General features: G+C 71.3%; 16 protein-coding genes. 11 read left to right on the top strand and 5 right to left on the bottom strand.

What is annotated here, in order from left to right; genetic code table 11:
* Positions 1-60 precede the first annotated feature (60 nt).
* The 7 genes from AB0J67_RS17720 to AB0J67_RS17690 all read left to right on the top strand — a co-directional run bounded on the left by AB0J67_RS17720 (position 61) and on the right by AB0J67_RS17690 (position 9,512).
* The gene (locus AB0J67_RS17720; RefSeq protein ID WP_363483334.1) at positions 61-657 is read left to right on the top strand and encodes a sugar O-acetyltransferase; all 597 of its coding nucleotides are present in this window, start codon (positions 61-63) and stop codon (positions 655-657) included.
* 99 nt (positions 658-756) lie between these two features.
* The gene (locus AB0J67_RS17715; protein ID WP_363483331.1) at positions 757-1,755 is read left to right on the top strand and encodes a LacI family DNA-binding transcriptional regulator; all 999 of its coding nucleotides are present in this window, start codon (positions 757-759) and stop codon (positions 1,753-1,755) included.
* Positions 1,756-1,868: 113 nt separating this feature from the next.
* Positions 1,869-4,049, top strand: a complete 2,181-nt coding sequence (locus AB0J67_RS17710; RefSeq protein WP_363483328.1) for a carbohydrate-binding protein — start codon at positions 1,869-1,871, stop codon at positions 4,047-4,049.
* Positions 4,050-4,145: 96 nt separating this feature from the next.
* Positions 4,146-6,257: a glycoside hydrolase family 36 protein gene (locus tag AB0J67_RS17705; RefSeq protein ID WP_363483325.1), complete on the top strand. Its 2,112-nt coding sequence runs from the start codon at positions 4,146-4,148 to the stop codon at positions 6,255-6,257.
* Positions 6,258-6,319: 62 nt separating this feature from the next.
* Positions 6,320-7,630 carry an extracellular solute-binding protein gene (locus AB0J67_RS17700; RefSeq protein ID WP_363483322.1) on the top strand — a complete coding sequence of 437 codons (1,311 nt, stop codon included), beginning with the start codon at positions 6,320-6,322 and terminating at the stop codon, positions 7,628-7,630.
* Positions 7,631-7,698: 68 nt separating this feature from the next.
* Positions 7,699-8,655, top strand: a complete 957-nt coding sequence (locus AB0J67_RS17695; protein WP_363483318.1) for a sugar ABC transporter permease — start codon at positions 7,699-7,701, stop codon at positions 8,653-8,655.
* Positions 8,652-9,512: a carbohydrate ABC transporter permease gene (locus AB0J67_RS17690; protein ID WP_363483315.1), complete on the top strand. Its 861-nt coding sequence runs from the start codon at positions 8,652-8,654 to the stop codon at positions 9,510-9,512. Before AB0J67_RS17695 ends, AB0J67_RS17690 begins: the two co-directional genes overlap by 4 nt.
* Before the next feature lie 72 nt (positions 9,513-9,584).
* Here AB0J67_RS17690 and AB0J67_RS17685 read toward each other — a convergent pair whose 3' ends face one another.
* From AB0J67_RS17685 to idi (AB0J67_RS17665), 5 genes are all read right to left on the bottom strand, one after another.
* The gene (locus AB0J67_RS17685; RefSeq protein WP_363483312.1) at positions 9,585-11,030 is read right to left on the bottom strand and encodes an MFS transporter; all 1,446 of its coding nucleotides are present in this window, start codon (positions 11,028-11,030) and stop codon (positions 9,585-9,587) included.
* A 129-nt stretch (positions 11,031-11,159) separates the two neighbouring features.
* The gene (locus AB0J67_RS17680) at positions 11,160-13,238 is read right to left on the bottom strand and encodes a chondroitinase-B domain-containing protein (RefSeq protein ID WP_363483309.1); all 2,079 of its coding nucleotides are present in this window, start codon (positions 13,236-13,238) and stop codon (positions 11,160-11,162) included.
* Between the two features lie 372 nt (positions 13,239-13,610).
* Positions 13,611-14,678 carry a hypothetical protein gene (locus AB0J67_RS17675; RefSeq protein ID WP_363483306.1) on the bottom strand — a complete coding sequence of 356 codons (1,068 nt, stop codon included), beginning with the start codon at positions 14,676-14,678 and terminating at the stop codon, positions 13,611-13,613.
* A gap of 176 nt (positions 14,679-14,854) precedes the next feature.
* A complete protein-coding gene (locus tag AB0J67_RS17670; RefSeq protein ID WP_363483303.1) occupies positions 14,855-16,099 on the bottom strand; it encodes an MFS transporter in 1,245 nt (414 codons plus the stop codon).
* 155 nt (positions 16,100-16,254) lie between these two features.
* A complete protein-coding gene (gene idi / locus AB0J67_RS17665) occupies positions 16,255-16,797 on the bottom strand; it encodes an isopentenyl-diphosphate Delta-isomerase (RefSeq protein ID WP_363483300.1) in 543 nt (180 codons plus the stop codon).
* Between the two features lie 198 nt (positions 16,798-16,995).
* Here idi (AB0J67_RS17665) and idi (AB0J67_RS17660) point away from each other — a divergent pair, with 198 nt between their 5' ends.
* The 4 genes from idi (AB0J67_RS17660) (at position 16,996) to AB0J67_RS17645 (ending at position 19,559) form a co-directional block, all read left to right on the top strand.
* Positions 16,996-17,589, top strand: a complete 594-nt coding sequence (idi, locus tag AB0J67_RS17660; protein ID WP_363483297.1) for an isopentenyl-diphosphate Delta-isomerase — start codon at positions 16,996-16,998, stop codon at positions 17,587-17,589.
* Positions 17,586-18,470 (top strand): MerR family transcriptional regulator, encoded by an 885-nt coding sequence (locus tag AB0J67_RS17655; protein ID WP_363483294.1) that lies wholly within the window; start codon positions 17,586-17,588, stop codon positions 18,468-18,470. Before idi (AB0J67_RS17660) ends, AB0J67_RS17655 begins: the two co-directional genes overlap by 4 nt.
* Before the next feature lie 208 nt (positions 18,471-18,678).
* Positions 18,679-19,041 (top strand): hypothetical protein, encoded by a 363-nt coding sequence (locus tag AB0J67_RS17650; RefSeq protein WP_363483291.1) that lies wholly within the window; start codon positions 18,679-18,681, stop codon positions 19,039-19,041.
* Positions 19,038-19,559 carry a DUF427 domain-containing protein gene (locus tag AB0J67_RS17645; protein ID WP_363483288.1) on the top strand — a complete coding sequence of 174 codons (522 nt, stop codon included), beginning with the start codon at positions 19,038-19,040 and terminating at the stop codon, positions 19,557-19,559. The genes AB0J67_RS17650 and AB0J67_RS17645 overlap by 4 nt, the downstream gene beginning before the upstream one ends.
* Positions 19,560-19,643: the final 84 nt, after the last annotated feature.

The following is a 19,643-nucleotide window of genomic DNA, read 5'->3' as shown; positions in this document are numbered from 1 at the left end:
TCGCCTGACCAGGCGTGTTCGTTGTACGAGCGGGACGGCTCCATGCGTACGCTCGTACCCATGGATCACGTGGGTGACGGCCGCTCCATGCGGGAGCGGATGCTGGCCGGTGACCTGTACATCGCCGACGACGAACTCGTCGAGCACATGCAGCGGGCGGCCCGGCTGATGGAGGCGTTCAACGCCACCTCCATCGGCGAGCCGCAGCGCCAGCGCGAACTGCTGGAGCAGCTGCTCGGCGCGGTGGGCGAGGACACCTACATCCGGCCGCCCATCCGGATCGACTACGGCAGCCACATCCGGATCGGCGCCCGGTCGTTCGCCAACTACGGCCTGGTCGCGCTCGACGTCGCGCCGATCACCATCGGCGACGACGTGCAGATCGGCACCAACGTGCAGCTGCTCACGCCGACCCACCCGATCGACCCGCGGCTGCGCCGCGACAAGTGGGAGGCCGCCGAGCCGATCACCATCGGCGACAACGTGTGGCTGGGCAGCGGAGCGATCATCCTGGCCGGAGTCACCATCGGCGACAACACCGTCGTCGGGGCGGGCTCGGTGGTGACCCGCGACCTGCCCGCCGACGTCGTCGCCGTCGGCAACCCGGCCCGCGTCATCCGCGACATCCCGCAACCGCCGGGTCCGGCGTCAGGCTAGGCTGCCGACCGGGTCGTTGACCGGTGATCACCGACGGTTCACGATGGCGATGCGGCGGTTCGTCGGCTGAACGGCGTTGTTGGTCGGCGGGGGGATGTAGTGGCGAGCATCAGAGATGTGGCGGCGGCGGCCGGTGTGTCCTACCAGACCGTGTCGCGGGTGCTGAACGATTCGCCGCGGGTGCGCGAGGAGACGCGCCGGCAGGTCGTCGAGGCCATGCAGCGGTTGGGGTTCCGGCCCAACCGCGCGGCGCGGGCGCTGGGCCTCGGCCGGGCCAAGGCGGTGACGGTCGTGACGTCGAACACCACGCTGTACGGGTACGCGATGACGCTGCAGGGGATCGAGGAGTCGGCGCGCGAGCAGGGCCTGACGGTGGCCGTGCGGGTGGTCGAGTCGGCGGCGGACGCGCACGTGGTGCAGGCCGTGGAGTATGTGAGCGACCCCAGCGCCGGCGGGGTGGTCGTGGTGGCGTTCGACGCCGAGGGTGTCGAGGTGCTGCGGCGCCTGCCCGGGGACGTGCCGGGGGTCGCCGCCATCGAGCCGGGCGTGGTCGCCGGTTCCGGCAGGACGTCGATCTGCCTGGACGAGCGACTGGCCGCGGCGGACGCCACCAGGCACCTGCTGGGGTTGGGGCATCGGACCGTGCACCACGTGGCGATCCCGTCGGAGTCGGGCACGGGAGGGCGTGCGGCGGGCTGGCGGCAGGCGCTGGAGGAGGCGTGGGCGGAGATCCCCGACGTGGTGGCGGCCGGCTGGGACGCTCCGTCTGCCTACGAGGCCGGCCGGCGGCTGGCCGCTGACCCGGGGGTCACCGCGATTCTGTGCGGCAACGACGACACGGCGCTGGCGGTGCGGCGGGCGCTGTACGACCTGGGCCGTGACGTGCCCGGCGACGTCAGCCTGGTCGGGTTCGACGATGTTCCGGGCTCGGCGTACTGGACGCCGTCGTTGACGACGGTGCGGATGGACTTCGCGGGACTGGGCCGGGCCTGCCTGCTGGCGCTGGTGGCCGAGCTGGCGGGTGAGCCGGTGCCGGAGCCCGCGCTGGCGTCGCCGCACCTGGTGGTGCGGGAGTCGACGGCCGCACCGCGGCGTTAGGACACTTGCCGGTAACAAATGAGTAACGGGGCCTTCTCCTGAGCCATGTGACCGGTCACACTGTTGCGTGTGACCGGTCACACAGATGGGTTTCTCTTGAGGAGGTCCGCCCCATGAGTTCCACCCGCTCTGCCCAGATACGACGGCGAACAGGCTCGGCGCTGTTCGCGCTGGCCGTCGCCGCGGGCGTGTTCGCCGCCGCCCCCAGCGCGCACGCCGCCTCGCAGCTCACCGTCGACCTGGCGGTCAACACCGGCGCGCTGCGCTACGGCGCGACCGGTTTCCTCTACGGCCTGGGCGACGAGGGCATCCCCAACCAGGTGATGCTGTCGACGCTGAAGCCGAAGGTGACCGCGCAGAAGGCGCCCGACGGGCTGCAGCACCCCAACGGCGACGCGCTGAAGATCGCTCCGATGTGGAAGCGCGTCGGCGGCGGCGACATCCAGATCTACATGCAGGACATCTACCAGCAGTGGCCGTACGAGAACCTCGGCATCAACGACTACCTGGCCAAGGTCGACACCATGGTCCGCAAGGTCGTCGCCGACCCCTACCGCAGCTCCTACGTGTACGTGCCGTTCAACGAGCCGGACCTGATCTGGTACTCGGGCAACGTCACGGGCATGGCGGCCCACTGGAAGCAGGTCTACGACAAGATCCGCTCGATCGACGCGTCGGCCCGGATCGCCGGACCCAACTTCGCCTCCTACCGCGCAGCCGACATGCGCACGTTCATGACCCTGGCCAAGAACAACAACGCGCTGCCGCACGTCACGACCTGGCACGAGCTCGGCAACGACTTCTTCACCAGCTGGGACGCGCACCTGGCCGACTACCGCGACATCGAAGCCGACCTGGGCATCAGCCAGCGGCCCATCAACATCAACGAGTACGCCCGCTCCTCCGGTGACCTCGGCGTGCCCGGCAACCTCGTGCAGTACGTCGCCCGGTTCGAGAACAGCAAGGTCGACGGCTGCCTGGCGTACTGGACGACCGCCGGCGGGCTCAACGACCTGGTCACCCACAACAGCCGCGCCACCGGCGGCTGGTGGCTGTACAAGTGGTACGGCGAGCTGACCGGCAACACGGTCGCCGTCACCCCGCCGTCGGCGAGCAGCTCGCTGCAGGGTCTGGCGGCGCTGGACGCGGCCAAGAAGCAGGCCCGGGTGATCTTCGGCGGCAACAACCCGGCCGGCGGCACGTACGACACCAACGTGGTCGTGCGGGGCTTCGGCTCGGCGTCCTATCTGGGCGGCAGCGTGCACGCGATGGTCTTCGGCGTCGACACCAGCGGCCTGAACCCGTCGTCGGGGCCGTACCTGGTCACCGAGGGCGACTTCACCGTCTCCGGCGGGCAGATCACCGTGCCGCTGACCGGCCTCAAGGGCGCCAGCGCCTACCAGGTGATCATCACGCCCAACAAGGACACCACCTCGGCCGCCTCGACGACCCGCTACGAGGCCGAGTACGCCGCGCTGGGCGGGTCGGCCGCCGTCACCTACGGGTCGAACACCGGCTACTCGGGCACCTACTTCACCGAGGGCTACGGCGCCAGCAGCAACGCGAGCACGAAGTTCGTGGTCAACGCGGCGGCCAACGGTTACTACAACGTCGGTCTGCGCTACGCCGCCGGACCGATCGGCGGCGCCCCGGCCGCCCGCTCGATCCGGCTGCGGCTCAACGGCGCCGACCTGGCCACCCCGGCACTGCCGGGCACCGCGAACTGGAACACCTGGAACACGGTCACCACCAAGGTGTTCCTGACCGCGGGCATCAACCAGATCGAGGTCAACGCCTACACCGGCGACGACGCCGACGCGATCAACGTGGACTACCTCGACGTCACCGCGACCACCGGCACCATCACCGCCTACCAGGCCGAGGCCTCGGCCAACACCCGGTCGGGCACGGCCGCCGTCGGCTCGAACACGGCGGCGTCCGGAGGCCAGTACGTCGGCTTCGTCGGCAACGGCGCGGGCAACACGCTGCGGTTCAACAACGTCACCGTGCCGGCGGCGGGCCGCTACCGGATGGTCGTCACCTACGCCAACGGCGAGCTCGGCCCGGGCGCCACCAACTACAACAGCAACATCGTCGACCGGTACGCCGACATCAGCGTCAACGGCGCCGCCGCCCGGCGGTCGTACTTCCGCAACACGCTGGGCTGGTCGAACTTCCGCACCACGGTCGTCGACGTCGACCTGGCCGCCGGGGCGAACACCATCACCTTCGCCAACGCCGCGGCCTACGCCCCGGACCTGGACCTCATCCAGATCGCAGCGTCCGTGGGCTGAACCGGGCCCGGCCGGTCCCGCTCCCCGCCTACCCGGTGCGGGACCGGCCGCCCCGGATCACCGCACTTCGTCTTCTCACCGCAAGGAGCAGCAACGTTGAACGCATCGGACGCCACGACGAGTCTGACGTGGGGGCACGCGGCGTTGACCGTCGTCGTGGACACCTCGCCGGGCCGCCCGGTCAGCGTAAGCACGACGACCGGCGTCCAGGACGACGCGGGGGAGCACAGTGCCCAGCCGCTGGTGGAGATCCTCACCGCCGCGACCGGACGGGCCCGCGCCTCCCACCGGTTCTCCGAGACCGCCGTCGGCCGCCGGCTGGCGTTCACCGGCAGCCACGCCTCCCGCGACGGCGACTGGCACCGCCTGCGCATCAGCCTGCACGACGCGGTCACCGGCCTGTCGGCGCACGTGGAGCTGCGCTCGCTCGACGGTGTCAGCGCCGTGCAGGCCGCCACCAGCGTCGTCAACGACGGCACCGAGGCGGTCACCCTGCTGGGCGTGTCCTCGTGGTGCGCGGGATTCGGCCGGGCCGCCGACGGCCTCGAGGTCGTCTGGGGCGACAGCGAATGGCTCGGCGAGGGCCGCTGGTCGCGGCGGATGCTGCGCGACGGCGCCACCGTCGACCTGGACCTGCGCCTGCACGGGCAGGACGGCCGCGGCCGGTTCGCCGCGATGAGCAACGGCACCTGGTCGACCGGCCGGCAGCTGCCGACCGGCGGGCTGGTCCACGAGCCGTCCGGCCGGGCCTGGCTGTGGCAGGTCGAGCACAACGGCGCCTGGCGCTGGGAGGTCGGCGAGCGCCTGGACGGGGCGTACGTCGCGCTGACCGGCCCGACCGACATCGACCACCAGTGGCAGCACCGGCTGGCACCGGGCGAGCGGTTCACCACCGTGCCGGTTTCGGTCGCGGTGTCCGGCGGGGGACTGCACGGCGCGGCGGCGGTGCTGAGCGCGCACCGGCGCGCCCTGCTGCGCCCCCACCCGGACCGCGCCGGGCTGCCGGTGGTCTTCAACGACTACATGAACACGCTGATGGGCGACCCGACCACGGCCAAGCTGCTGCCGCTGGTCGACGCCGCCGCCGCGGCCGGCGCCGAGGTGTTCTGCATCGACGCGGGCTGGTACGACGAGGACGGCACGTGGTGGGACAGCGTCGGGGCGTGGGAGCCGTCGCAGACCCGCTTCCCGCGCGGCATCGAGGAGGTCCTGGCCCACATCCGCCGCCGCGGCATGACCCCCGGCCTGTGGCTCGAACCCGAGGTCATCGGCGTGCGCAGCCCGCTGGCCGACAAGCTGCCCGCCGAGGCGTTCTTCCAGCGCGGCGGCGTACGCGTGGTCGAGCACGGCCGCTACCACCTCGACCTGCGCCACCCCGCCGCGCTTGCGCACCTGGACGAGACCGTCGACCGGCTCGTCGAGCAGCTCGGCGTGGGCTACTTCAAGCTGGACTACAACATCGACCCGGGCGCGGGCACCGACCGCGACGCGGCGAGCCCGGGGCAGGGCCTGCTCGGGCACAACCGCGCCCACCTGGCCTGGCTCGACGCCGTGCTCGACCGCCACCCCGGGCTGATCCTGGAGAACTGCGGGTCCGGCGCGATGCGGATGGACTACGCGCTGCTGTCACGACTGCAGCTGCAGTCCACCACCGACCAGCAGAACCCGCTGCTGTACCCGCCGATCGCCGCTGCCGCGCCCATGTCGATCCTGCCCGAACAGGCGGCCAACTGGGCCTACCCGCAGCCGGACATGACCGACGAGCAGATCGCCTTCACCATGTGCACCGGCCTGCTCGGAAGGCTCTACCTGTCCGGGCACCTGGACCACATGAGCCCGGCGCAGGCCGGCAGCGTCCGCGACGCGGTCGCCGCCCACCGGGAGATCCGCGCCGACCTCGCCCGCGCCGTCCCGGTCTGGCCGCTGGGCCTGCCCGGCTGGTCGGACGCGTGGATCAGCCTCGCCCTGGTCGCCGGCGACACCACCTACCTGACCGTCTGGCACCGCACCGACCCCGGCCGCATCGTGCTGCACCTGCCGCACCTGGCCGGCCGCCACGTCGAGATCGGCACGCTCTACCCGCACCACCTGCCCGCCTTCGGCACCGCCTTCGACCCGGCCACCGGCCGCCTGACGGTCGACGACGGCGGCGGCGTGCCCGCCGCCCGCACGTTGCGCCTGCGGGCCGTCCACCGCGACGGCCGCTGACCCGCTAAATTATCCGCCCTGCGCTGCAGAGCGGGTCCACCCCACCCGAAAAGGATCACACGATGAAGAAGTGGCAAGTCCTCGCCATCGCGGCGGCCCTCACCCTGGGCCTGACCGCCTGCAGCGACCCCGGTGCCGCCCCGGAGACCGACGGCTCCGCCGCGACCTGGGCCGACCCCACCGCCACGCTCGACGGCGTCAACCTGACCATCTGGGCCGCGCAGAACAGCAACACCGTGCCCAAGAAGGTCATCGAGGGCTTCCAGGCCGCGACCGGCGCCAAGGTCACCGTCGTGACCATTCCCGACCCGTACGAGCAGGGCGTGCAGACCAAGGTCGCCACCGGCGACAAGCCCGACCTGGCGTTCTGGCAGCCGACCGCGTCGATGCTGACCGCCCTCAACGCCAGGAGCAACCTGCAGCCGCTCACCGACGCGCCCTGGCTGGGCAAGCTCGACCCGGGGCTGAAGGACATCACGGGCATCCTCGACGGCACCCGCTACGCCGCGCTGGTCACCAGCCCCGCCGTCGAGGGCGTGTACTACAACAAGGAGGTCTTCGCGGCCAACGGCGTCACCGCCACCCCGAAGACCTTCGACGAGATGATCGAGACCGGCCGTGCCCTCAAGGCCAAGGGCGTCACCCCGTTCTTCGAGATGGGCGCCGACCGGTGGGCCACCCAGTGGTGGGTCCAGGTGCAGCTCGCCGACGCGGCCAAGGCCGGCCTCTGGGAGAAGATCAACAAGGGTCAGGCCAAGTTCACCGACGCCGACGTGCTCGGCGCGATCAAGAAGTACAAGTCGCTGATCGACGAGGGCCTGTTCAACAGCGACATCAAGACCGCCAAGTTCGAGGACCAGGGCAAGGCCCTGCTCGACGGCAAGGCCGCCATGGTCGTGCAGGTCAACTCGTACTTCGGCCAGCTGCAGGCCACCGCCGACACCGCCACCCTCGACAAGAGGATCGGGTTCTTCCCGATCGCGCCGTCGGGCAACGTCGGCACGTTCATCCCCGACCAGTCCAACGCCCTGGTCGCGTTCAAGACCGGCGACGCCAAGCGCGAGTCCGCCGCCCGCCAGCTGCTGTCCTACTGGATGGGTCCCGGTTACGCCGACTTCATCGCCGACCGCAAGACCCTGTCGCTGCAGCCGTCGGTGCCCAGCCCCGCCGGCGTCCCGCAGGCCCTGCTCGACGTGCACAGGTCCCTGTCCGGCTCGGTCGGCTCCATGCAAGCCCTCGCCGTGGCCAACCCCGACCTGTACCTCAACCTCGCCGACATGATCGGCGGGACCATGACCCCCGAACAGGTCGCCACCGCCACCCAGGACCAGTTCGCCCAGCTCGCCAAGGCCGCCGGCGTCGCCGGCTTCTGACCAGCCGCTCGCCGACCACCAGCCCGGGGCGACGGACACCGCCCGTCGCCCCGCCTAGGAGCCGCCCCGTGCCCACCGCCACCGACACCCCCGCGAAACTGCAAGCGCCCCGGCAGGCGGCCGCGCCCGCACCGGCCGGCGTCAAGCCGCGCGGCAGCATCGCCGGGCGTACCCACCCGATGTGGTTCCTCGCCCCGGCGTTCGCGATCCTGCTGGTCTTCTTCTTCCTGCCGACGGTGTTCAACTTCGTCTACGCGTTCACCGACTGGTCCAGCTTCAAGAGCGCGATCAACCCCGTCGGCTTCGACAACTTCACCGACCTGGCCGCCAACGGCACCCTGTTCCGCGCCCTGCGCATCACGGTCGTGTACGCCGTGCTCGTCGCGGTGTTCCAGAACCTGTTCGGGTTCCTGCTGGCCGTCCTGCTCGAACGCGACACCCGCACCAACAAGATCCTCCGCGTGCTGTTCCTGGTGCCGGTGCTGATGTCCGCGCTCGCCGTCGGCTACATCTTCCAGGCCCTGCTCAAACCCGAGGGCAGCGTCAACGGCCTGCTCGGCGCGCTGCTCGGCCGGGACGTCGACATCGCGTGGCTGGGCGACCCGACGTGGACCATCGTCGTGGTCGCCGTGATCCACGCCTGGAAGTGGATGGGCCTGTCCATGCTCATCTACCTCGCCGGTCTCAAGACGATCCCGGAGGACCTCACCGAGGCCGGCAGCATCGACGGCGCACCCCGCTGGACCATGTTCTGGCGGATCCGGTTCCCGCTGCTGGCCCCGGCGGTCACCTTCAACGTCGCCACCGCGCTGCTCGGCTCGATGAACGGCTTCGACATCGTGCAGGCCACCACCGGCGGCGGCCCCGCCCGTACCACCGAGATCCTCAACATCTTCATCTACCGCACCTTCGGCCAGGGCCTGTTCGCCCAGGCCACCACCATGAGCCTGGTGCTGTTCCTCATCGTGGCGTTCATGGCCTTCCCCGTCATCCGCATCCTGCGCAAGCGCGAGGAGATCCTGTGAGCACGACCTCCCGCCGCCAGGGCCCCGGCCGCAGCGACCACCCGGTCTGGACCCGCCTGCAGCCGATCGTCGCGACGCTGCTCGGCCTCACCGTCATCGGCGTACCGCTGTGGCTGGTCGTCGCGACGGCCGGCAAGTCCCGCGGCGAGGCGCTGACGCCGAACCTGTCCCCGCCCGGCGACTGGCAGCTGCTGGACAACCTGCGGCAGGTCTGGGCCGAAGGCGAGGTGCCCGCGGCGTTCCTCGGCAGCCTGCTGGTGGTCGTGCCCGCCGTCGCCGGGGTGCTCGTGATCGGCTCGATGGCCGCCTGGGTGCTGGCCAGGCGCGCCAGCCGGCTCAACGCCGCGCTCTACGCCCTGGCCATCAGCGGCATCGTGCTGCCCCCGGCCGTCGTCACCGTCGTGCTGCTGCTCCGCCAGCTCGGACTCGCCGGCAGCGCCGTCGGGATGATCGGGGTGTACATGGGCATCTACCTGTCCACCGTCATCTTCTTCGTCACCGGGTTCGTCCGGACCGTGCCGGTGTCGCTGGAGGAGGCCGCCCAGATCGACGGCGCCACGCCCGTGCGGGTCTTCGTCCGGGTCGTGCTGCCCATGCTGCGCCCCGTGCTGGCGACCGCGACCATCCTGGTCTGCCTGTACGTCTGGAACGACGTCTTCTACGCCTTCTTCGTCGTCGGCGGGCGCCTGGACACCCTGCCGCTCAACCTGTTCCGCGTCGCCAGCGCCGGGCTCTACCTCAACAACTGGCACCTCATCTTCGCCTACGTGATCCTGATGAGCCTTCCCCTGGTCGCCGTGCTCGCCGTCGCCCAGCGGAGGATCATCTCCGGCATCACCAGCGGCGCGGTGAAGTAGCCGCCGACACCGCGGGAGCGGTCACGAACCCGTCCGCAGGACCGTGACCGCCTCGCGGGCGAGGCCGCCGGATCACTGGCCCCGGCGGCCCGGCGAGCGACGCGAAGCGTCGTCGACGAGGTCTTCCGCGGTGGACAGGTCGACGGCGTCCGCGTCCGGGGACGGCTCCGCGTCCGGCCCGGCCGGCTCCGGCTGCCGGAGGTAGTAGCCGCTCAGCCGCCGGTAGGGCGCGCTGCGCAGGGCCAGCACGGTGGCGGCCAGCCCGAGCACACCGGTCAGGACGAACACCAGCGCGAGACCGCGATCGGCGCCGACGCCGAACCAGCCGCCGATCGTGTCGGCTCCGACGCCGTCGGTCATCAGCGGAATGAACACGAACTGGGCGATCGGCCCGATGAGGAACGCGGTCAGCGGCGAGGCGGCCTGCTCGACACTCTGGGCGAACCCGAAGACCCGGCCCTGCCGCTCGTAGGGCACCACCTTCTGCAGGATCGTCTGCTCGGCGGCCTCGGCGTAGGGCACGAGCAGCATGTAGGCGTACATGCCGACGGCGAGCAGCGCCACCGACGAGCGCAGCGGGAACAGGATGGTGACGGTCCACAGGACCACGTTGACGCCGAGCAGCAGGCGCAGCGGGTTGCGGCCCAGGCCGGTCCGGGCGACCAGCAGGCCGCCGACGATGAACCCGGTGCTGAGCACACCCCACAGCAGCCCCCACGCCTGCACGCTGACCAGCGACAGCCCGTAGGCGTCCATCAGCGCCATGAAGACGCCGCCCAGGAAGTTGTTGAACGCCGAGAACACGATCAGTGCCAGCAGCCCCGGCACGTTGTGGACCACCCGCAGGGTGCCGCGCAGGTCGACCTCGCGGGCGGGTGCGGCGGACGGGTCGTCGGTCGCGGGCGTCGTCTCACCGGTCGGTTGTTCGCGAACGGCGAGCAGTCCCAGGTGCAGCATCGAGACGGCCAGCACGCCCACCGCCAGCAGCAGCACCCAGAACATCCCGCTGGCGCCGACCAGCACACCGCTGATCACGGACGTGACCAGGAATGACACTCCGGCGGCACTGCCGACCAGGCCGTTGGCCTTGTCCCGCTCGGCCTCGGGGATGAGGACGGTGACCAGCGTCGGCAGCGCGATGGTGCGGATGTTGCCGGCGATCACGCCGCACATCAGCAGCACGACGAACGCCCACAGCAGGACGCTGGACGGGTCGGTGAACTCGTGCCTCGGTGTCAGCTGGTAGACGACGAACGCGGCGGCGTACAGCGTGGCCGAGATCAGGGCCGAGCCCTGCATGACGGTCTTCTTGCGGTGGTGGTCGACGAGACTGCCGAACCAGATGCCGGTCAGCGCGGTCATCACCAGGAAGATGCCGGCGATGACGCTGGTCGCGAACACCGACCGGGTCTGCAGGTAGACGTAGAACGTGATCGCGAACCACACCGTGAAGTTGATCACCGACACCAGCAGGGTGTTCGCCAGCAGGTGGTAGAAGACCTTGCGGTTGCCGTCCATCTGGATCACGATAGCCGCCCGGTCGCCGGATTCCCGGTGCCGGGCGATCGCGGGCGGGCCCGCGCCGGCCGGGACTGCGATGGCGGCCCGGTCTGGTGGAGCGGGCCGCCATCGCGATGTCGCCGCAGCCTACGGGGCGTTGGGGCCGACCCGGGCAGCCGTGAGCGGGAGCCGCAGGACCGGGGCGGCGGACCGCTCGTCGGCGCCGACGTCCGCGGTGCCGCTGCGCGGCTGCCCGTCGAGATCGTCGACGAGGTACGCGTATACGCCGAGCGCGGCGTCGACGGCTGCGCTGCCGGTGCCGATGCGGTAGAGCGTCCCGTCGAATGCCAGCAGCGGATCGGCCACCCGGATCGCGGACGCCGGAGCGCTGACCCCCACCGTCGCCGAGCCGGTCGGCCAGGCGACGTTGCCGGAGTAGGTCAGGTTCACCGGCGTCTTGAGCTGGTTGAACAGCTTCCCCTGCCCGCCGGTGACCAGGTTGTCGGCGATGACCGCGTCGACCGGCGCGAGGCTGTAGTTGGCACCGATCTCGATGTTGGACACGTTGCCGACGAACGTGTTGTGCACGACGGTGGGCCGGTAGACGCGCCAGTGCGCGCTCAGCGCGCCGGAGGTGTCCACGTCCCCGCCGTCGAGCTGCAGGGCGGCGTCGAAGCCGGTGCCGGTCAGGCCCTGGAAGTAGTTGTTGAAGATCTTGTGGTCCTGCCCGTACACCCGGATGCCGCCGGTCCCGGCCTTGCCGCCCCCGAGGAAGAAGTTGCCGTAGAGCTGCCCGCGGTTGCCGTGCCGGTGCGAGAGGGTGCCCTGCGAGGTCAGGAACGTGTTGTAGCGCACGACGTTGTCGTTGCTCTTCACCGAAATGATCTCGGGGTCGCCGTCGCAGTTCTCGAACAGGTTGCTCTCGACGGTCGTGAAGCCGCTGGACTGGGAGATCTCGCTCCAGCCGACGCGGATGGCCTCCATCTCGTTGGTGGCGCGCGGGCCGATGTTGCGGAAGTGGTTGTGGTCGATCAGGTCGTGCTGTGACTGCTGGGTGGCCGATCCGTCGATGGTGATGAAGTTGCCGAGCTGGTGCTTCTCCTCGAACAGGTTGTGGTCGATCCGGTTGTGGTGGCTGTTCGCGCCCTGCACCAGCACCCACTTCAGCGAGGACGACTCGGTGAGCCGGAAGTGGTTGCGGGTGAGCCGGATGTTGTTCGAGCTGGTGACCTTCAGGGTGCTGCTGTTGGTCCACCGCAGGCCCTCGAAGGTCACGTACGAGGAGTCGAGGACTTCGAGCTGGCCGGCGTTGACGACGGCCGACCCGCGGTTGGCCGCGACGATCGTGATCGGTGCGGTCGCGGTGCCGTGCTTGGCCGACAGCTTGCCGATCGTGTAGTTGCCGTCGGCGAGCACGATCCGGTCACCGGCGATGGCGCCGGCGAAAGCGCTGGTGAGCTGGCTGGAGGTGGAGACGTTGACGACGCGCCCGCCCGCCGGCGGGTTGGTGGGCGACGCGGAGGGGGAAGGGGGCGCCGAGGGCGAAGGGCTGGGCGCCGCGGAGGCGCTGGGGGAGGGCGGCGTCGAGGGTGCCGGGCTGCTCGGCCCGGGCCCGGCGGCGTCCACCACCAGCACGTCGTCGAAGGAGGCGACGCCGTTAGCGTACAGGCCGATCCGGCCGCCGGCCTGCGTGGTGTCGGTGGCCTGCACGTGCAGCACGCCGTCCACGTAGCCCTTGAGCGAGGTGCCCGACACCTCCAGCGCCAGTCGGGAGTAGGCGGTGGCGCTGTAGGAGACCGCCACCTGCTGCAGCACGGTGGTGCTGCCGGAGGACTTGCGCTGCAGCAGCACCTTGCCCTGGTGGAGCAGCAGGCTGTAGTAGTTGTTGCTGCTGGTGAAGCGCGCGACGATGCCGTTGCGGACGGTCGTCGAGCCCACCTTGACCCGGGCGGAGACGGTGTAGTTCTGCCACGTCGTCTGACCGTTGACCAGCAGGTACGTCTCCGAGTCGGTGGAGGTCTGCCGGGCGACGTCCGATCCGTCGGCGGCCAGGGACCACGTGCCGGTGTCCGAGTCGTCGACCCATCCTCCGGCGGGGAAGGTGGTGTGGCTTTCGAAGTCGTCGGCGAGCAGGGTCGCCGCGTTGGCGGGCTGGGCGGCGATCACGGCCAGCAGGGCGGTGACCGCGGCGCTCAGGATGACGGCGAGTAGGCGCCGGTGTGGCATGGGCACTCTCCAGGTGGGAGGGACGGTGCTGTCCGGCGACGCAGGGTACGTGCGATACCCCGGACAGGTGTGGAAGATGTCGCCCGAGCCGACAATCGTTGCAGTGCCTCTGATATAGCAATCCATGTTCTGCTGCATCGAAACACTGGTGCAACGATGCAGCGAGGTTAGCGGCGGGATGCAGGCGTGTCAACGCATCAATGCCGCCACGATCGCGGCTGCTGCCCGACCTGTGGCAGGCCAAGGGATGCGACCAGTGCGTAGGGCCGCAATCGGGTCACCGCCGGACGGCAAAGCCGAAGGGCGGCCGCCGTGGAGGCGGGCCGCCCTTCGGGTGCCGCATCGCTCGTCGCTGCGTCACGTTCCTGCCGGTCAGGCGTCGGCGAGCACCGGGACGGACTCGTCGACGAAGTCGAGACGGTTGTCGCCGTCGGCGGCCGGCGGGTACTGCAGTGCGACGAAGCTTTCGTTGGCCTTGAACACCAGCTCGCCGCCGGGAACGACGGAGCCGTCCGCGCGCCGGACCAGGAGCCGGTGGTCCTCGACGAAGATGGCGCCGGCGTGCCCGGCCGGCACGTCGATCTGCCGGGTGACCGCGCGGGACTCCATCTGCGCCACCGCCACCGCGTGGCTGTAGCCGAGGGTGACCGCGACGCTCACGCTGCCGCCGATGTTGACGCCCTTGATCCCGACGCCGGCCTGCGCGCTCACCGTGATCGTGGTCGACGTGGTGAAGGTGTCGGTGACCGTCCGGGTCACCCCGGTCGTGTACGTGTCGCCGACGCGCTGGGTCAGCGTGGTCTGGTTGTCGAGGAAGGCGACCAGGTCGTACCGGCGCCAGAGCTCCAGCCGGTAGAACGGCGAGTTGGCGACGCGCCAGGCGGTGTCGCGCCCGGCGTCGCGCACGGCGGGGAACGGCACGACCGTGGCCCGGTAGAGCTGCCATTCGTCGTCGAACTCCGGCCGTTCCCGGCTGGTCAGGCTCGGCGGCACGGGCAGCTGTCCCATCTCGGCCGCGACCGGCAGCGAGAGTACGTACGGCGGGCGGGTGATGGTCTGGTTGTGCGGTGGGAGCAGGAAGACCCGGTCGCCGCCCTCGTACGGCTCCAGCACGACGTGCCCCTTGATGAAGTCGGCCGCGTGGCAGTAGTCGTCCCGGACGCAGGCCAGCAGGTCCTTGGCCACGGGCGGAAACGCCGCGACCCGGCTCAGCGCCCGGTAACCCTGCGGCGGCACCGGGTCGACCGGCTCCCAGATCGGCAGCGTGTCGCTGAGCCGGGTGGGCGGCTCCACCAGGTCACCGCCGGTCGCGTCGCGGACGCACATGATCCAGTCCGAGCCCTGGAGCACTCCGGGCAGGGCCCTGAAGCCCGCCGGTGGATGGACGTGGTCGCTGTAGATGAAGCCGAGTTCCAGGTCCCCGAAGCGATGTGTGAGCACTGCCGACCCTTCCGTTATGCACGATTTGGTGGCAATCTACCTTCGAGTCCTGGTACGCGGGCCCGACCCGCCGAACGCCGCCGACGGACTCGGGTGGCCGGTTCGGGGCCGGCGAGCTGCTGGTGGGACGCTGATGCGCGACGCCGCGGCCGGTGAACCCGACGGGCGATCCCGCGCTACGCCAGCGCGAGCTCTGTCTCGGCCGGCACGCCCCGGGCGCGAGCGCGCCGCGCCCAGCGCACGGTGACCGGCACCGCTGCCCCCGCGACGGCGTACACCAGGCCGAACAGCACCCAGCCGGGCCAGCCCCAGCCGACCACCACGGTGGCCAGCAGCGCGGGCGCGATCACCCCGGCGACCGAGAACCCGGTCCCGAACAGGCCCTGGTACTGCCCCTGCGCGTGCTCGGGGGCGAGGCCGAACGAGATGCCCCACGACCCGGCGGCCTGGCGCAGCTCGGCGAGCACGTGCACGCCCGCCGCCGCGAACAGGATCAGCGCGGCCGCCCAGCCCGGCTGCCCGGCCGCGAGGCTGTAGAGCACACACGCGCCGAGCAGCAGCAGCCCGGATACGCGCTGTGCCGCGGCCGCGCCCTCGACGGTGCCCGTGCCGCGGCTGGCCCGGACCTGGAACAGGGCGACGACGATCGCGTTGAGCAGGGTCATCCCGGCGACCACCCAGGTCGGGGCATCGGTGCGCTCGACCACCCACAGCGGCACCGCCACGTTCAGCATGCCGTAGTGGATGCACAGCACCCCGTTCAGCGCCGCCAGGGCGAGGTAGGGGCGGTCGCGCAGCACGATCAGCGCCGGGCCCGACGCCGCCTTCGGCTGCGCGGCGACCGGCGGCACGCGCAGCACCAGGGTGCTCGCCAGCAGCGCGATCGCGACACACACCACGATGATGACGGTGTACGCGAACCGGGTGTCGTACCGCAGCCCCACGCCCGCGATCACGGCGCCGACCGCCCAGCCGACGTTGGTGACCGAGCGCAGCAGGGCACGGGTGCGTACCCGCTGCTCGCCGGGGATCGATCCGGCGATGAGCGCGCCGTTGGCCGCGCTGAACCCCGTCTCCAGCAGCTGGACCCCGCAGGCGACGACGACGAAGCCGACGAAGCCGTCCACGGCGAGATAGCCGAGCATGAGCGCCGCGCGGGCGACGCCGAACGTGACCATGACGCCGCGCGGGCCGATCCGGTCGGCCAGGTGCCCGGCGGGCACCCCGGCGAACAGGCTGACCACCGCCGCGATGGTGAGACCGAGCCCGACCTCGGCGGCCGACAGCCCGACCGACCGGGTGAAGAAGATGACGCTCACGGTGATGAACAGGCCGCGTGAGGTGGACCCGGCGAGGGTGCTCAGGATCAGGGCGCGGGTGGCCTGGTCGGCGGGCAGGCGGCTGGTCAACCGGGAGAGCATGACGGGCACGCTAGTCCTGGCCGCCGCCTCCGCGCCTGCCGGTTTTACGTGCGTTGGCCCACATTATTCGTGGTCGGCGATGTCGACAGGCGCACAGCCTGCGTGGCGGCAGGCGGCAGCGACCGCTGTGCCGCGCCCTCCGCCAGGTCGGCGGCTCAGCCCAGCAGCACCGCGGCGGCGAAGGTCGCCGTGACCGCCTTGATGAACCACGGCGTGAAGGCGCGCGGTCGGCCGGCGGCGAGCGGCAGGGCGTCGGCCGCCACCACCCAGCGCACCTCGTCGACCTCCAGCGGGTCCACTGCCACCTGCACCGGCCGGCCCAGCGCGGCCAGGTACAGGTGGTGGAAGACGTACTCCACCCGGCCGCCGGCCGGATCTCGCATCCGGTGCCGCAGGCACCCGACCGGTTCCGCCACGACGGCGGTCAGGCCCAGCTCCTCGTACACCCGCACCGCCGCGGCCTTGCTCGGCGCCTGTCCGGGAAGCGGATGCCCGCTGCACGCAACATCCCACCGGGAGGCGAACGTGGGCTTGCTCGCCGAACGGCGCTGCAGCAGCAGGTGCCCCCGGTCGTCGACGATCACGACCGACACCGCGCGATGCAGCACTCCGGGCGCGCGGTGGACCTGCTCGACCGGGGCCGCGCCGCAGGGCCTGCCGTCGGCGTCGACGGTCTCCACCAGCCAGTTCTCATCCACGACTGCACCTCCTGGGGCGCCAGGTGACCTGTGCAGCGGGACTCACCGACAACGTAGCCCACCCGGTGCGAGGCGCCCAGTCGCTGCGTCGGTTGGGGGTGCGTGCGGGTCCTACCCCCGGCCCGGGTCGATAGCACATCGCTCGGCTAAACGACGCAGATATCGACTCATTATCGTCCGGTGGGTAGTGTTGGCATCATGTCGGAGGAAACCGTTGCCACCAGGCTGCCGGAGGTGCTGCTGCCCGGTGCCGCGCCCGATCGCGAGCAGCAGTTGGTCGAGCTCGTCGACGAGCAGGGCGACACCGTCGGCGTGGTCACCGTGGAGGTCGCGCACACCTCACCGGGCCTGGCGCATCGGGCCTTCTCCGTGCTGCTGCTGGACGGGGCCGGCCGGATGCTGCTGCAGCAGCGCGCGGCGGTGAAGACCCGCTTCCCGCTGCGCTGGGCCAACGCCTGCTGCGGTCACCCGGCGCCCGCCCAGACCGTCACCGAAGCCGCGGCGGCGCGGCTGTCGGAGGAGCTCGGCGTCACCGGCGTCGAGTTGACCCCGCTCGGGGTCCACCGCTACCGCGCCGAGGACCCCGTCACCGGCCGCGTCGAGCACGAACACGATCACGTGCTGCTGGGCCGGCTGGCGGCGGACGCGAAGCTCGACGCCGACCCGGCGGAGGTGGCCGACACGCGCTGGGCCGACCCGGCGTCGCTGCCGGCGGCAGCGGAGGCGGACCCGGGCGCCTACGCTCCCTGGCTGCTGGGCGTGACCCGCCTGATGCTGGAGCGCCCGATGTGACCGAGCCGCGCAGCGCCGGAGACGTCGCCAGGGACCTGGGCGTGGCCGTCACCACGCTGCGCAGCTGGCATCAGCGCTACGGCCTCGGGCCGACCGGCCACGAGTCACACCGGCACCGCCGCTACACCGCCGAAGACGTGGCCCGGCTGGAACTGATGTGCCGCCTGACGGCGGAGGGGGTGCCCGCGGCCGCGGCGGCCCGCGTCGCGCTCGACGGCCCGCCACCGCCCGCGCAGACCGGCTCGGCCCCGCCCGGCGACCACCCCGCGGTCCGTGGGCTGGTCATCGCCGCCGTGCGCCTGGACATGCCCGCCATGCTCGCCTCGATCGTGTCCGCGGTACGCGGTCACGGCGTGCCCCATGCCTGGGACCGTCTGCTGCGCCCCGCGCTGCGCGAGGTCAGCCGGCTACAGGAGTGCGATCAGCACATGATCGAGGTGGAGCACCTGTTCTCGCGCTGCATCACCGAGGTGTTCTGGACCGTCCCGCGACCCACCGGGGCGGCGGCCACCAGAACGCTGCTCGCGTGCGCGGAGGAGGAGCAGCACACGTTGCCGCTGGAGGCGCTCGCGGCCGCGCTGGCCGAGCAGGGCTGCGGCAGCCGCATGCTCGGCGCGAGAGTGCCCGCCGCGACGCTGGCACAGGCCATCCGGCGGGTTGGTCCGGCGGCGGTGTTCGTGTGGTCGCAGCAGAGCCTCACCGGCGGTCCCGAGTATCTGCGGACGGCGCTGGCGGCCCGCCCCCGGCCGGCGCTGCTCGCCGCGGTGGGTCCCGGCTGGCTGGACCCGCTGCCCTCCGGCGTGACCCGACCCGTCAGCCTGGACGACGCGGTGCACCTGGCGCTGCCCACGGTCGGCCGCAGCCGTCTCGAACCCCGGTGAATCCGCGAGACCGCCCGGCCGGTGGCGCCGGACGGGTGCCTGCCGCTCAGCACTTGAGGCCGATGGGGTCCTCGCGCCAGGTGAGTACCGAATATTCGACGCAAGAATCGACGCAATATTTTGAATCGGTCTCGGGTCTGGCCCGCCGACAGCGACGATGGAACCGAGGCCCGGATACGCGGCCGAGCACCCGTCGTAGGAGGTCATGGTGGGCATCGAAGAGAAGATCAGCAACCTGTCACGCCGGTGCGCGGGACGTTCGATGGAACTGGTCGGCAGGATCACGAAGAACACGCGTTGGCAGCTGGCCGGCTACACGACCTGGACGTCGGCCCTCGAAGCCGAGGCTCGGGAGAAGGCCAAGGACGCCGCCAAGGCGATGGAGGCCGTCGCCGCCTACGGTCTGACCGGCCGACCCTTGCTGCAGGCCGGCGTGACAGTCCCCGTGCCCGTGCCGCCGGTCCGCGCGCTCGACACCGCCGAGTTCGACACCGCGGTCCACAGCCCGCCGAGCGGTGCCCTCGGCACGTGGCCGAGCGGCAGACGTGTCAACGGGCACCCGCTGCGATGAGGTTCTCCGAACAGCGGCCGCATGCCGCGCACGGTCGGCGTACGGAGGCGGGCGAGGCCGAGAGCGTGTGGGACTACCCGCGGCCGCCGCGCTGCGAGCGCTGCGAACGCCAGGTCACCGCCAGGCACCGCGGCCTGGTCGTGTTCGACACCCGGCAGGCGCTGCGGGTCCTGGAGACCTCACATCCGCCGGTGTACTACGTGCCCCGCGCGGCGGTGCGCCTGCCGCTGCGTCCGGCCGGACGCAGCACCTACTGCGAGTTCAAGGGACCCGCCTCCTACTGGGACCTGGTCGTGGACGAAGACGTCATCGTGCGCGAGGCGGCCTGGTCCTACGAGTCGCCGAGCGTCGGCTACGAGGACCTGGCCGGCATGCCGGCGTTCTATCCGTCGAAACTGGACGAGTGTCTCGTCGACGGCGAACGGGTCCGCCCGCAGGCGGGAGACTTCTACGGCGGGTGGATCACCCGCGACATCGTCGGCCCGTTCAAGGGCGAAGCGGGCACCTCCGGCTGGTGACCGTTTCGACCTGCGACGAGAGGCCTACGCGGGTCTGTCACAGATGCGGGGGGGGGGCGCCGGGGGGGCACGCGAGGGCGCGCC

Source organism: Catellatospora sp. NPDC049609, from assembly GCF_040675365.1.
In the GTDB taxonomy this organism is placed as follows: Bacteria; Actinomycetota; Actinomycetes; order Mycobacteriales; family Micromonosporaceae; genus Catellatospora.
Note: the sequence above shows the minus strand (reverse complement) of the source record. Positions and strands in the feature narration are given on the sequence as shown.